The organism is Luteibacter sp. (assembly GCF_051958795.1).
Taxonomy (GTDB): domain Bacteria; phylum Pseudomonadota; class Gammaproteobacteria; order Xanthomonadales; family Rhodanobacteraceae; genus Luteibacter.
In genome coordinates this window covers 1-13,566 of sequence record NZ_JBQCFT010000051.1, presented here as the reverse complement: position 1 = coordinate 13,566, position 13,566 = coordinate 1, and the positions used below count along the sequence as shown (strand labels likewise).

General features: G+C 67.8%; 12 protein-coding genes. 11 read left to right on the top strand and 1 reads right to left on the bottom strand.

Annotated elements, in window-relative coordinates; translation table 11 throughout:
• From ACTHLF_RS02850 to ACTHLF_RS02815, 8 genes are all read left to right on the top strand, one after another.
• Positions 1-1,251 (top strand): beta-ketoacyl-[acyl-carrier-protein] synthase family protein (locus ACTHLF_RS02850; protein WP_440324683.1); only part of this gene is annotated, 1,251 nt, incomplete at its 5' end.
• A gap of 4 nt (positions 1,252-1,255) precedes the next feature.
• Complete coding sequence (locus ACTHLF_RS02845; RefSeq protein WP_440324681.1) at positions 1,256-2,044, top strand: lysophospholipid acyltransferase family protein; 789 nt, start codon at positions 1,256-1,258, stop codon at positions 2,042-2,044.
• The gene (locus ACTHLF_RS02840) at positions 2,041-3,255 is read left to right on the top strand and encodes an ApeI family dehydratase (RefSeq protein ID WP_440324679.1); all 1,215 of its coding nucleotides are present in this window, start codon (positions 2,041-2,043) and stop codon (positions 3,253-3,255) included. Before ACTHLF_RS02845 ends, ACTHLF_RS02840 begins: the two co-directional genes overlap by 4 nt.
• Positions 3,245-3,685 (top strand): acyl-CoA thioesterase, encoded by a 441-nt coding sequence (locus ACTHLF_RS02835; protein ID WP_440324677.1) that lies wholly within the window; start codon positions 3,245-3,247, stop codon positions 3,683-3,685. The genes ACTHLF_RS02840 and ACTHLF_RS02835 overlap by 11 nt, the downstream gene beginning before the upstream one ends.
• Positions 3,682-4,158: an ApeP family dehydratase gene (locus tag ACTHLF_RS02830; protein WP_440324675.1), complete on the top strand. Its 477-nt coding sequence runs from the start codon at positions 3,682-3,684 to the stop codon at positions 4,156-4,158. Before ACTHLF_RS02835 ends, ACTHLF_RS02830 begins: the two co-directional genes overlap by 4 nt.
• Positions 4,155-4,883, top strand: coding sequence for a 3-oxoacyl-ACP reductase FabG (gene fabG, locus ACTHLF_RS02825; RefSeq protein WP_440324673.1), 729 nt, complete (start codon positions 4,155-4,157; stop codon positions 4,881-4,883). Before ACTHLF_RS02830 ends, fabG begins: the two co-directional genes overlap by 4 nt.
• A 34-nt stretch (positions 4,884-4,917) precedes the next feature.
• Positions 4,918-7,026, top strand: a complete 2,109-nt coding sequence (gene yccS, locus ACTHLF_RS02820; RefSeq protein WP_440324672.1) for a YccS family putative transporter — start codon at positions 4,918-4,920, stop codon at positions 7,024-7,026.
• A gap of 82 nt (positions 7,027-7,108) precedes the next feature.
• Complete coding sequence (locus tag ACTHLF_RS02815; RefSeq protein ID WP_440324670.1) at positions 7,109-8,266, top strand: isovaleryl-CoA dehydrogenase; 1,158 nt, start codon at positions 7,109-7,111, stop codon at positions 8,264-8,266.
• A 115-nt stretch (positions 8,267-8,381) separates the two neighbouring features.
• Here ACTHLF_RS02815 and ACTHLF_RS02810 read toward each other — a convergent pair whose 3' ends face one another.
• On the bottom strand, positions 8,382-11,222 hold the full coding sequence (locus ACTHLF_RS02810; RefSeq protein ID WP_440324668.1) for a S8 family serine peptidase: 2,841 nt from the start codon (positions 11,220-11,222) through the stop codon (positions 8,382-8,384).
• Between the two features lie 200 nt (positions 11,223-11,422).
• On the opposite strand from ACTHLF_RS02810, the gene ACTHLF_RS02805 reads away from it, so the two are divergent.
• The 3 genes from ACTHLF_RS02805 to ACTHLF_RS02795 all read left to right on the top strand — a co-directional run.
• Positions 11,423-12,598, top strand: coding sequence for a thiolase family protein (locus tag ACTHLF_RS02805; protein WP_440324666.1), 1,176 nt, complete (start codon positions 11,423-11,425; stop codon positions 12,596-12,598).
• Positions 12,599-12,759: 161 nt separating this feature from the next.
• A complete protein-coding gene (locus ACTHLF_RS02800) occupies positions 12,760-13,146 on the top strand; it encodes a hypothetical protein (RefSeq protein ID WP_440324665.1) in 387 nt (128 codons plus the stop codon).
• A gap of 136 nt (positions 13,147-13,282) precedes the next feature.
• A partial coding sequence (locus ACTHLF_RS02795) for a carboxyl transferase domain-containing protein (protein WP_440324663.1) occupies positions 13,283-13,566 on the top strand: 284 nt, incomplete at its 3' end.

Genomic DNA, 13,566 nt, shown 5'->3' with positions numbered 1-13,566 from the left:
CAAGGCCCACGCCTGATGCGGCGTGTCGTCGTCACCGGCATGGGCGCGGTGTCCTGCCTTGGCCCAAGCCGCGCCGCCCTCTTCGACGGCCTGCGCGAGGGCCGCGACGGGTTTCGCGACATGCCGGATTACGCGGCCCTGGGCATGCGCTGCCGTACCGCCGCGCCGGTGGACCTCGGCGCGCTGGAACCACCCCCGCGCAAGTTGCGCCGGTACCTGCCGCAGGCAGCGGAATACGCCTGGCATGCCACGCGCGAAGCGCTGGCCGAGGCAGGCCTTGATGACGCGCGCATCCGCGAGCGCGATGTCGGCATCGTCATGGGCGGCGCCGCCGCGCTTTCCGAATACGAAGCCGGGCTGAACCTTTTTCGCGCGAAGGGCTATTCGCGCCTCTCACCCTTCACCGTCCCGCGCACCATGGGCAGCGCGATCGCTGCGACGCTGGTCCACGCCTTCGGTTTCGGCGGCCGTGCCTTCACGGTCGGGTCCGCGTGCTCCAGCGCCACCCATGCGATCGGCCAGGCCATGGAACTGATCCAGCTCGGCCGCCAGGAGATCGTGGTGTGCGGCGGCGCGGAGGAGCTGCATGACAAGGCGTCCATGTGCTTCGACGTGATGCACGCACTCAGCACGACCAGCACGCCTGGCGAACGCGTATCGACGCCGTATGCAAGCGACCGCGATGGCATCGTGCTCGCCGGTGGCGCGGGCGTGCTCGTCCTGGAGTCGCTGGAGCACGCGCTTGCGCGCGGTGCCACGATCCTGGCGGAAATGGCCGGTTATGGCGCGGCGTCGGATCCGGAGGGGATGGTGAGCCCGCGCAGCGAGGGCATGGCCGAAGCCATGCACCAGGCCATCGATCTCGCCGGGGTGATACCGGACTACGTCAACACCCATGCCTGCGCCACGGTCGACGGCGACCTCGCCGAATGGGACGCCCTGCGCCGTGTATTCGCCGACCGCGGCCATGCGGTGCCATGGATGTCATCCATCAAAGGCCAGGTCGGCCATGCCCCCGCCGCGGCGGGGGCGCTGGATTCCAACGCGTGCATCGGCATGATCGAACAGGGCGTGCTGCTCGCCGGTGCGCCGCCACAGGCGCTCGACGAAGCGTTCGCCGAGGCGCCGCTGCTGGATGGTGAGCGCGCGGCACGCATCGATGCCGTGCTCTCGAATACCTTCGGTTTTGGCGGCAGCTGCGCGGCACTCGTCATCCGGCGCTACCATGAGCCCGAACCCTTCCAGGCCTAGCCCCATGGATCTCGCAGCCGACACGACGAAGCGCCGCGCCGACGCATGGGCGTGCCGGTTCGTTTTCACCGCCCTCTCATTCGCGTTCTTCGGCCTGGGCGGCCTCGTGCTGCGCCTCATCATCCTGCCGGTGGTGATGCACTGGCCCGCCCCCATCGAGGTCCGCCGCCGGCGCGCACGCCGCACCGTCGGCCGGGCCTTCTGGCTGCATTCGCAGTTCATGGCGCGCACCGGCGTGCTCACCTACCGCTTCGAAGGCCTCGAGCGGCTGGGCCGTCCGGGCCAGATGATCGTGGCGAACCACCCGTCGCTCATCGACGTCGTGTTCCTGATCGGCCACGTGCCTGACGCCAACTGCGTCGTGAAGCACAGCCTGTGGAAGAACCCGTTCATGCGCGGCCCCGTGATGGTGGCGCAGTACATCAGCAACGACGGCAGCGCCGACATGCTCGACCGCGCCGCCGATGTGCTGAAGGAGGGACAGACGCTTATCGTCTTCCCCGAAGGTACCCGCACCACGCCGGGCCAGCCGCCCGTCTTTCACCGCGGCGCATCGGCCATCGCGGTCCGTGGCGCCGAGGTCATCACGCCGGTCTTCATCACCGTGAAACCCACCACGCTGACCAAGGCCGAGCCCTGGTACCGCATCCCGCACCGCCGGGTGCACATGCACTTGCGCGTGGGTGACGACATCGACGTCGCGAGCTTCAGCGACGCCGCGCCAGCACCGATCGCCTCGCGCCGCATCAACGAACACCTGCACCAGCTCTACGCCCGGGAGCTCCACGCATGATCACCGCCAGCAGCGCGAACGGGTCGCGCAAGCTCGCCAACCTGTTGCTGGTCGTCGTGGGCCTGCTCTATCCGTTCATCGTCTACTTCGGTGGCGACCGTGTATCGCCACCCGCGTTCGGGCTGATCCTCGGTGCGCTCTGGCTGGTGCGCGCCCCGGCCCTGCTGCAGCAGCCGGGCGGGAAGTGGATGCTCGGCGTCACGCTGGCCTATTGCGCCATCCTTGCGTTCGGCGGGCACGAGCAGCTGCTCCGCTGGTACCCCAGCCTGGTCTGCGCGCTGTTGCTCAGCGCGTTCGCGCTCAGCCTCGTGTTCGGACCGCCGCTCATCGAGCGCGTGGCGCGTCTGATGGAGCCCGACCTGCCACCGGAGGCCGTGGCCTATACGCGCAGGGTGACCTGGGTCTGGGTCGGTTTCTTCGCCATCAACGGCACCTGCTCCGCCTTGCTCGCTGCATGGGGTCCGTTGTCTTGGTGGACCTTCTACAACGGCATCCTCGCCTACGCCGCGATGGGTGCCTTGTTCGCCGTCGAGTGGCTGTGCCGGCAGCGGATGCGCCGCCGCGTGCGTTCCTCGCCGATGAATACCGCTGCCGTGCGCCTTGCCTCGCACCCCTGGGTCGCGGCCGCTGCGGGTGGCCATGCAGGCCCGCAGGTACCGGGCATGGTCGTCGCCTTGTCGGATTCCGGCCGCATCGCGCTATCTCGGCATGGCCGTGCTGGCCTCGTGGGCGAACTGGGCCAGCATGGCGCGGGAGATGACGCCCTCGCCACGCCGATGGCCTGGCGTTTCGTCGATGCGCTGCCCGAAGCCGCGCGCATCGACCTGCTGCTGCAGGCACCGCTCCCGCGCATCGCCTGCGTGGTCAGCGAGCGCATGGAGGGCGATATCCACGTGCTGTCGCTCGCGCTGCCGCTGGACCTCGCCTGCTTCGTCGATCACTTCCCGGCCGCTCCGGTATTGCCCGGCGTACTGCAGATCGCCTGGGCACTGGAATTCGCGTCTTCGCGCTTCGGCACGCCCACCACATGCCGCGGCATGGACCAGCTGAAGTTCCAGCGCCTGTTGCGTCCGGGCGACCGCGTCGACCTGCACCTGCGCTACGACGCCGAGCGCGGCCGCCTGCACTTCGCCTACCGCATGGGCGATGCGACCTGCTCGTCCGCGCACCTGCGCGTCGAAGCCATGCCGGGAGTCGTCGATGCGCGGTAAGGGCGTGCTGGCCGTCGACGTCGATATCGTCGTGCCGTTCTTCGACGTGGATTCGCTCGAGGTCGTATGGCACGGGCACTACGTGAAGTACCTGGAAATCGCCCGCTGCGCGTTGCTCGACGACCTGGGCCACAACTACGTGCGGATGAAGGAAACCGGCTTCGCCTGGCCCATCATCGACCTGCAGCTGCGTTATGCGCGCGCCGCCCGTTTCGGCCAGGCCCTGCGTGTACGGGCTGAGCTGGTGGAATGGGAAAACCGCCTGAAGATCCATTACACGATCAGCGACGTGGCGACTGGTGAACGCCTGACCCGCGCCAGCACCATCCAGGTGGCCGTGCGCCTCGCCGATGGCGAGATGCAGCTGGTATCGCCCGGGTGCTTCATGGCCGACGTCGAACGGCGCCTGTCGCACGGAGCCATGCCATGAGCACATGGCCCATCGAGCAATTGCTTCCGCACGCCGGCAGCATGGTCTGGCTCGACCGGCTGATCGAATGGGACGCGGAGCGCGTGGTCTGCGAACGCACGGTCCGCCGCGGCGATCTCGAAGTGACCGCCGATGGCTTGCCTGCGTGGGCAGGCATCGAGCTGATGGCGCAGGCCATCGCGGCGTGGAACGGCTGCCAGGTGCTCGCTGCCGGCGGGCAGGTCCGGCCAGGCTTCCTGCTCGGCACGCGCGCCTATCGCGTCGATGCCGATGCGTTTCCCGTCGGTAGCACGTTGCGGGTTGAAGCCATCCGCACGTTCCACGACGAAGACGGCATGGCGTCGTTCGCCTGCCGCATCACGACACACGGCATCGAGGCGGAAGCGCGGCTCACCGTCTTCAGCCCGGTCGACCCCACCCCCTTCCTCGATCCGCGCAACACCCGGCTCGACCCCACCGGAAATGCTCCATGACCGACACGATCCTCGTCACCGGCTCCAGCCGGGGCATCGGCCGCGCCATTGCGCTCAACCTGGCGGACGCCGGCCATGACATCGTGGTCCATTGCCGCTCGCGCCGTGACGAGGCGGAAGCCGTGCAGGCCGAGATCGTCGCGAAGGGCCGCAACGCGCGCGTGCTCCAGTTCGATGTCGCCGACCGCGCCGCCACCGCCGCCGCGCTGGAAGCCGACGTGGCCGCGCATGGCGCTTACTACGGTGTGGTTTGCAACGCCGGCCTGACCCGCGATGGCGCATTCCCCGGGCTCACCTCCGAGGATTGGGACCAGGTGCTGCGCACTAACCTCGATGGTTTCTACAACGTGCTGCATCCCCTGGTGATGCCAATGATCCGCCGCCGCGCCGCGGGCCGCATCGTCTGCATCACCTCCGTGTCCGGCATCATCGGAAACCGCGGCCAGGTGAATTACAGCGCCTCCAAGGCTGGTGTCATCGGTGCGGCGAAGGCGCTCGCGGTGGAGCTGGCCAAGCGCAAGATCACCGTGAACTGTGTCGCTCCGGGCCTCATCGATACCGACATGCTCGACCCCGACGTACCGGTCGAGCAGATCCTCAAGGTCATCCCCATGGAGCGGAGCGGTACGCCGGAGGAAGTCGCGGCCGCCGTGCGCTTCCTCGTCAGCCCCGAGGCCAGCTACATCACCCGGCAGGTGCTCGCGGTGAACGGCGGGCTTTGCTGAGCGGGAAGCGCGCCCCCCGGGGTAACCTAGGCTGATGGTTGCCTTCCGACACCTGGCCGAATCCGATCGCTTCGCCGATGTGTTGCGCGTGTTCCTGGCGCTGGCCGGGATCACCGCATGGTGTACGTGGCACGGTCCGGCGGATGCGATCGTCCCTGCCCTGCTGGGCGCCATCGCCTGTGCACTCGCCGAAACGGACGACGCGTGGCGCGGGCGCCTCCGGGGCCTCGTGGTGACCCTGCTGTGCTTCGCGCTAGCGGCAATGTCGGTGAAAGCGGCGATCGGTACGCCGCTGGCCTTCGCCATGCTGCTCCCGGTCGGGACGTTCCTGCTGGTGATGCTCGGCGCGGCCAGTGGCCGCTACGCGACGATCGCCACGGCGACGTTGATCCTGGCGGTCTACACGATGATCGCCTCGGACGCGGCGGGTGGACGCGGTACCGAGGGCACGGTCGCGCTCGTCGCGGGTGCCGCATGGTACGGCGTGCTGTCGATGCTCTGGAGCGCCCTGGCGCCGCAGCGGGCGCTGCGACACGCGCTGGCCAGGCTGTTCGAATCCCTGGCCGCGCTGATCGACGCCAAGGCGGCGCAGTTCGAACCGGTGCAGGGACTCGACCACGACGCGCTCGCACTGGCCTTTTCCCGACGTAACCAGGTTACCGTCCAGGCACTGACCGAGGCCCGGCTGGCCCTGATCGACCGGATCGGCCGCCGCCAGCCGCGTGGGCGCGCCGCATCACGCCTGGCCATGTTCTTCGTCGCGCAGGACATCCACGAGCGGATCACCTCGTCGCATTATCCCTACGATGAACTCACGGCGGCGCTGTACCACAGCGACTTGATGTTCCGCTTCGGCCGGCTGCTGCGCCTGCAGGCCCAGGCATGCCGCGAGCGCGCCGACGCCGTGCGTCGCAATGCCCCGCTGAGCTCGATCGCACTGCCCCGCGCCGCGCTCGAGGATCTGCGCCAGGCGCTCGCATTCCACCAGCGCACGCAGCAACGGGACGAGGCCCTGGACGACGCGCTGGTAGCGTTGCTGAAGAACATGGTGAGCCTGCAGGCGCTTATCGAGGACGAGGGCAGCCTGCGCGAGGACAGTGACATCGCCCTGCAGGGCAACGAGCCGTCCACCTTCGCCGACGCGATGCGCCGCGTTCGCCTGCGCCTCAACCGACGCTCGATGCATTTCCGTCACGCGATGCGTCTTTCCATCGGCATGCTCGCCGGTTATCTCGTCATGCTCGCGCTGCACCCCCAGCACGGCTACTGGATCCTGCTGACCACCCTGTTCGTCTGCCAGCCGGGATATGGCGCGACCCGGCGCCGGTTCGTCCAGCGCATCGTGGGTACGACGACGGGCCTTCTCCTTGGCTGGGCCCTGCTGCGTGCGCTCCCGGCCGGCGACTGGCGGCTGCCGGTACTCGTCGCCACGGGCGCCGCGTTCTTCGCCTTCCGCCTCCGCCGGTACGCGCTCGCCACTGGCGCCATCACCTTGTTCGTGCTGCTGTGCTTCGATCGCGTCGGCGCGGGTTTTGACGCGATCGGGCCGCGCCTGCTCGATACCCTGCTCGGCGCCGCCGTGGCTGCCGTGGTCATCCGCTATGTCCTCCCTGACTGGCGCGTGCGACGCCTGGACGACCTTGTCGCGGATGCCCTGCTCGCCTACGCCCGGTACCTCGAGCGGATAGCCGCCCAGTACGTTAGCGGGCGCGTGGACGATCTCCCCTACCGGATCGCGCGCCGCGATGCCCACGCCGCGCAGGCGGTGGTGGCCGGGAACGTGGCCGAGCTCCTCGGCGAACCGGGGCACGCACCGGCCCAGGGTGAACGCGGCCTGCGCCTCCTGACGGCCCTGCAGGCGGGTCTCTCGCATCTCTCTACGCTGGGCACGCACCGCGAGGCCATGCCGGCGGCCGATGCCGCGGCCATGGAAGCCCACGCGCGCGAACTCGCGGTGGCGTTCGCCGCGCTCGCCGAGCACCTGCGCGCCGGCACACCCGCGCCGCTGCTGGCCGCGCCTGGCGAGGAGACGGGGAGCGCCCTTTCCGGCGCGGCCCACGGTGGGACACTGCGCCTTTTCGAGCGCCAGGGCCTGCTCCTGCGGCGCGTACACGACCGCATCGCCACCATCGCCCTGGCCTGATTGCTGCGTCGCGCCGTGGCTCCGGCGCCGCAAAACGCTAGCATGGTGAGGTTTTCCCCGCCTTTTCCCCGGAGTTGCACCCATGCGTCCGTTTTCCCTTGGCGAAGACCTCGACCTCCTGCGCGAAACCGTCCGCGCGTTTGCCGAGAAGGAGATCGCCCCGCGGGCCGACCGTATCGACCGCGAAAACCAGTTCCCCGACGACCTGTGGGCCAAGCTGGGCGAGATGGGCCTGCTGGGCATCACGATCCCCGGCGAGTTCGGTGGCTCCGACCTCGGCTTCCTGGCCCACATGGTGGCCATGGAAGAAATCTCGCGCGCATCCGCCTCGGTGGGTCTTTCGTACGGCGCGCACTCGAACCTGTGCGTGCAGAACATCTACCACAACGGTACGGATGAGCAGCGCCGGAAGTACCTGCCGAAACTCGCCAGCGGCGAGTGGATCGGCGCGCTGGCGATGAGCGAGCCTGGCGCCGGCTCCGACGTGGTCGGTTCCATGAACTGCAAGGCGGAACTCGTCGGCGACACCTGGGTCGCGAACGGTTCGAAGATGTGGATCACCAACGGCCCGGATGCCGACGTACTGCTGGTCTACATGCGCACCGCGCCGCGCGCCGCGGGCAGCCGCTGCATGACCGCGTTCATCATCGAAAAGGGCATGAAGGGATTCAGCACGGCGCAGAAGCTCGACAAGCTCGGCATGCGCGGCTCGAACACCTGCGAGCTGGTGTTCGACAACTGCGAGATCCCCGCGGCGAATATCGTGGGCGAAGTGAACGAAGGCGTGCGCGTGCTGATGAGCGGCCTGGATACCGAGCGCCTCGTGCTCTCCGGTGGTCCGATCGGCATCATGCAGGCGGCGGTGGACCTCGTGCTTCCTTACGTGCGCGAGCGCAAGCAGTTCAATGCACCGATCGGTACGTTCGGCCTCATGCAGGGCAAGGTGGCGGATATGTACACCGCGCTGCAGTCGTCACGCGGCTTCGCCTACATGGTGGCCCAGCAGTTCGATAACGGCGTGAAGTCGCGCATCGATCCGGCCGCATGCCTGCTCAATGCATCCACCAACGCGGTCACCGTGGCGCTGGAGGCGATCCAGGCGCTCGGCGGCAACGGCTACATCAACGAGTTCCCCGCCGGCCGCCTGCTCCGCGACGCGAAGCTGTATGAGATCGGCGCGGGTACCAACGAGATCCGCCGGATGCTGATCGGCCGCGAGCTGTTCCACGGCAAGTCGTAAACGCGATGTAGGAGCCCACCTTGTGGGCGACATCTTTCGCCCCACCGCAGCAGACCCTGTGGCGATACCGCGAACGGCGTCGCTCACAGGGTGAGCTCCTACTCAATCACCTGGGTTACCAGGCCACCTTGACGCTGGCAGTCGCCGAACGCGAGTGGTCGCGGCTGGCGAAACGCTGGTCCACGCCAAAGGCGAGTTGCGTGCGCGCGCCGATGTCCATGCCGGCATTCAAGCCGAGCGTGGCTGCCTGCCGCGAGAGGCCGATGCCGTCGACCGGTGCCCACTGCGCCAGCCCCGTGTAGCGGGCCGAGAACACCTCCCCACGCGTGGCGAACGCGTTCTGCCAGCCCAGCTTCATGTCCATGCGGAACTTGCCGTACGAGGTAAGCCACGAGCTGCCGGCACGCAGGCCAAGGCCAGCCTGCCAGCGCGACGTGGTGTGCCCGTCGGCCGCCAGGCCGAAGCCATCGCCACCCAGTTCCTGGAACCCATCGCGGCGGATGCTGGCGTACTGCACAGCGGCATACGGCGTGAAATCGAACGCACCCAGGTGCGTGCGATAGCCCAGTTCGCCGTAGGCGACGTTGTAACGGCCGCTGTAGTCGCCGCCGGTAAACGCCGCGCCCATGTCGCCGAAGCGCAGCAGGCGCTGCGTATCACCGCGATAGCTGCCGAACGCGACACGGCCCACGCTGTACCAGTTGGCGCCTTGCGTACCCGCGTACAACGAACCTTCCGTGGCGCGGTTGCGCTGGCGATCGAAATTACCCGAGAGCTGGCCGTTGCTACGCATCTGCGACACCGCCAGGCCGGCGAAACCGCTGGAACCCAGGCGGATATCGTTACCGACCATGTTGCCGCCGATGTTGAAGCCGACGTTGCCGTAACCGCTCCGGCTCATGCCACCTTGCGAATCCAGCGACTGCATCCACGCACCGCCCTTGCCCATCTCATCGAGGTGCTGCATCAGCGCATCGTTGCCAGCATCGATACCCGCCAGGGTCACCGCCGTTCCCGCCGCATACAGCTGGCCCGAGAGCGATTCCAGCGAGGCCTGGGCCGCACGGGTGTTCGGTGATTGCTGGATGCCGCCGGCGGCGATGAGCATCGAGGAATCGATGGCTCCTGCCGAGGCCGCGCCCGCGGCGAGGTTGTCGCTGATCTGGGCCATCGCCCCATCCACGCGGCGCGCCGACGACGTGGCGGCAAGCGACTGCGCCATGGTGCTGCTGGCCGTGACGGAGATACTTGCCGACGACGTATCGGCCCACACTTCCGTCGGCGTGTACTGCAGCGTGGTCGTCAGGAACGCGCCGGTCATGACCGTCTGTGAGAACGTGCCCTGCAGGCTGGTCGCCGAGACCAGTTGCTGGTGCGTTGTCCTGGTGTAATTGGGAATCGCGCCACTAAGCTGGAGTACGCCCGCTACGGTGGCGTTTCCACCGACGATCAGCGGCGCGCCGAGGTACACCGAAAGCGTGCTGTTGTTGCCGAGGACCACGTTGCCATCGACGTGCTGTGTCGCGGCGCCCGTCTGTACCACGCCCTGGCTCGTGAGGTCACCGTGCAGCGTCGCCCCCAGAATGGCCCTGCCGCCATTCAGCACGTTCAGCGGGCTGGTCAACTCGTTCATGACCGCGAGCTTCGCATTGCTGTTGACCGTCGTCGTCCCGGTGTAGGTGTTGATACCGGTGAGCGTCAGCGTGCCGGCGCCCGTGACGTTGAGGCCACCGCTGCCTGCAATGGCATTGCTGAACGTCGCGTCGTTGTCGAGGTTCGCGTTGAAATCGCCCCAGTCGAATCGCGCCGGGCCGAGCACCGCACGACCCACGTTCAGCCGGCCGTACCCATAAATCGCATCGGGGCCCGGGTCACCCAGGTCATCAGCCGTGCCAAGGATGATCTGGCGCACGGCGTTGTAATCGAACCCGGGGAACGCACTGTGCACCACGGCAGCGGCGCCCGAAACCTGTGGCGCGGCGAGCGACGTGCCTTCCCAGATCTGGTAGCTGGCCTTGCTGGTCGTCGAGTCGGCCGATGCGACGATGACATCGCCCGGCGCGGCCAGGCAGTAATCCTTCGCGATGCCGCAACGGTTGGAATACGAGGCGATCTGGGTCGGGTTATTGCTGTCCAGCGCGACTACCGCCAGCCAGCCCTGTTCGACATCGGGCGAGCGCGAAGGCAGCGCGGCGATGTCCGAGGGATCGGCGCGGCCATCGTTGCCGGCGGCGAAAACAAACAGATGGGCGCCATTTGCGGTGAACGGCGCATAGGCGTCGTGGAAGCTCTTGTTGGCGGCCGCATCGGTCGCGCCCCAATAGATGCCGCCCCAGGAGTTGTTGATGATGCGCGCGCCCTTCGCGACGACGTCGCCGTTCACGGTGCCGAGCGGATCGGCGGAGGTCGCCTGGTTACCCTGGCCCGAACCGTCATCCGTGGGCGCCTTGTCGTTGATGATGCGCGCCGCAACAATATTGGCCTGGGGCGCGACACCGCCGGCAAAGCTGCCGAACGGCACGCCCGCGGCGATCTCCGCGACCGCCGTGCCGTGGCCGACCACGTCGTCGACGCCCATGTTGTTCGTCGACGGATCGACATAGACCAGGTTGGCCGTGACTCGCCCGGCCAGCGCCGGGTGCAGGTGGGTCACGCCCGTATCGATCACACCGATGGTTTCACCCTGGCCGTTGAAATTGGCCGCATGGGCTGGCGCGACATTGGTCAGGGCGATCTGGGCGTCCACGGGGGGCTGGGCCGGCTGGGTAGGCTGGGTTGGCTGCGTCGGATTGGTCGGGTTCGTCGGGGGAACGACCACCCCGCCACCGCCACCGCCACCGCCGTTGCTGACGTTCGTCGGCCGGCTCCCACCGCCGCCGCCACCGCATGCGGCCAGGCCGAGGCTCACGCAAACCGCAAGCGCAAGATCGCGCTGACGCAGGAGATTCCTACCCATATTCAGTTTTCCCCAGAATTCGACATCAATGTCGCGCCACCGCCCCTTGCCGCGGCGCCGGGCAGGATCTTGGCACAGAACGCTGCGGATAGTCTGTGACGGATGCGGCGGTGCGCATTGCCCCGCCCCGGGGGCCACTGCGATACTCGGCAGGTTTCCGTCCCCTCTGGGCCGGCCATCTGAAGTTCCACGGAGTTCCCATGTCTGACATCGTCATCGCGGGTGCCAAGCGCACCGCCATCGGTTCCTTCCTCGGCCAGTTCACTGGCGTACCCACGCCGGAACTCGGCGCCATCGCGATCAAGGCCGCCCTGGAGCAGGCCGGCGTCGCCGCGGCCGATGTCAGCGAAGTGATCATGGGTTGCGTGCTCCCGGCCAACCTGGGCCAGGCACCGGCGCGCCAGGCGTCGCTCAAGGCGGGCCTGCCGACGGCGACCGGTTGCACGACGATCAACAAGGTGTGCGGTTCCGGCATGAAAGCCATCATGCTCGCCCACGACCTGATCAAGGCGGGCTCCGCCTCCGTCGTCGTCGCCGGCGGCATGGAATCGATGACCAATGCGCCGCACATGGTCAACGCGCGCACCGGCATCCGTTACGGCGATGGCCAGCTGGTCGACCACATGGCGTGGGATGGCCTGACCAACCCGTACGATGGCAAGGCCATGGGCGTGTTTGGCGAGCAGTGCGCCGACAAGTACCACTTCACCCGCGAAGAGCAGGACGCCTACGCGATCGCCTCCGTGGACCGCGCGAAGGCCGCGCAGGCCGCCGGCGCATTCGCCGGCGAGATCGTCCCGGTGACCGTGCAGGGCCGCAAGGGTGCACAGGATTTCGCCGAAGACGAACAGCCGGGCCGTTCCGACACCGCCAAGATCCCGACCCTTCGCGCTGCGTTCCGCAAGGAAAACGGCACGATCACGGCCGCCAGTTCATCAAGCATTTCCGATGGCGCCGCCGCGCTCGTGCTGATGTCCGCCGATGATGCGAAGGCGAAGGGCGCGACGCCGTTGGCGCGCGTCGTGGCACACGCCACGCATTCGCAGGAGCCGGAATGGTTCACGACGGCGCCCGTGGGCGCGATCCAGAAGGTGCTGGACAAGGCGGGCTGGAAGGTGGAAGACGTCGATCTTTTCGAGATCAACGAAGCCTTCGCCGTGGTGCCCATGGCGGTCATGCGTGAGCTGGGCGTGGCGCACGACAAGCTCAACGTCAACGGCGGTGCCTGCGCGCTGGGCCACCCGATCGGCGCCAGCGGCGCCCGGATCGTGGTGACTCTTCTCAATGCGTTGACGGTTCGTGGGGCAAAAAGGGGCGTCGCCTCGCTTTGCATCGGTGGCGGCGAGGCAACGGCTATCGCCATCGAACTGGTGTGAAGCCCACGTCGAAAGAACGGGCGTTATTAGCGCCAGCATCACGCGGTTTGCATGGCGTTTAACGCGCCCTGAAGATGATCCGGTGGTTTGCTGGCGATGCCCAGACAACTGAGCTATTAATGTGCCCGCCTAACGGCATTCCACGGCTAAGGAGAACCACAATGAATTTCACGCGTACCCTTCTCGCCTCCGGGCTCGTCGCACTTCTGGCAGCTTGCAGCAACGGCGCGCAGGATTCCGCGCAGGATGCCCAGAAGTCCGCTTCCGACGCCCAGCAGCAGGCCGACAAGGCCCAGCAGGCCGCCGATCAGTCGCAGAACGCCGCGACCTCGCAGGCGGCCGACCAGGCCCAGCAGTCGGCTGACCAGGCCAAGGATGCCGCCGCCCAGGCCCAGAACGCCGCCTCGGCGTCGACGGCCGGTGGCGCGTCTGAGGCCGCCAAGGATGCCGCTTCCAACGCAGCCGACCAGGCCGACAAGTCGGCTGACCAGGCCAAGGATGCGGCTTCCAACGCCAATAGCGCAAAGGACGACAGCACCAAGAAGTAATTCTTCCTGGATTCCTGTCCCTGGAAACGGCCACCCTCGCGGTGGCCGTTTTTCATGGCGCCTGCCGCAGCGCAGCGTTTTAGATCCCTGTCCGACGGCTATCATGGTGGTTTGACCCGCTCGACGACGGCCCGCCATGCCCATCCTTACCTCGCAGCTCGACACCCGGTCACCGGATTTCCAGGCCGCCAGCCTGCGCCTGCGCGCGCTGACCGAGGACCTGCGGGACACGCTGAAGCGCACCGCCGAGGGCGGTGGAGCCAAGGCTCGCGAGAAGCATGTGGCGCGTGGCAAGCTCCTGCCGCGCGAACGAATCCGCGCCCTGCTCGATCCGGGTTCGCCTTTCCTCGAGATTGCCCCGCTTGCCGCCCACGGCATGTACGACGATGCGGCACCGGCCGCCGGCGTCATCGCCGGCAT

Bases quoted from the DNA above. Each gene is read 5' to 3' on its own strand.
- ACTHLF_RS02845 (WP_440324681.1), top strand. From the start codon at position 1,256: ATGGATCTCGCAGCCGACACGACGAAGCGCCGCGCCGACGCATGGGCG.
- ACTHLF_RS02830 (WP_440324675.1), top strand. From the start codon at position 3,682: ATGAGCACATGGCCCATCGAGCAATTGCTTCCGCACGCCGGCAGCATG.
- ACTHLF_RS02805 (WP_440324666.1), top strand. From the start codon at position 11,423: ATGTCTGACATCGTCATCGCGGGTGCCAAGCGCACCGCCATCGGTTCC.
- ACTHLF_RS02815 (WP_440324670.1), top strand. From the start codon at position 7,109: ATGCGTCCGTTTTCCCTTGGCGAAGACCTCGACCTCCTGCGCGAAACC.
- yccS (WP_440324672.1), top strand. From the start codon at position 4,918: ATGGTTGCCTTCCGACACCTGGCCGAATCCGATCGCTTCGCCGATGTG.
- ACTHLF_RS02840 (WP_440324679.1), top strand. From the start codon at position 2,041: ATGATCACCGCCAGCAGCGCGAACGGGTCGCGCAAGCTCGCCAACCTG.
- ACTHLF_RS02810 (WP_440324668.1), bottom strand. From the start codon at position 11,222: ATGGGTAGGAATCTCCTGCGTCAGCGCGATCTTGCGCTTGCGGTTTGC.
- ACTHLF_RS02835 (WP_440324677.1), top strand. From the start codon at position 3,245: ATGCGCGGTAAGGGCGTGCTGGCCGTCGACGTCGATATCGTCGTGCCG.
- ACTHLF_RS02800 (WP_440324665.1), top strand. From the start codon at position 12,760: ATGAATTTCACGCGTACCCTTCTCGCCTCCGGGCTCGTCGCACTTCTG.
- fabG (WP_440324673.1), top strand. From the start codon at position 4,155: ATGACCGACACGATCCTCGTCACCGGCTCCAGCCGGGGCATCGGCCGC.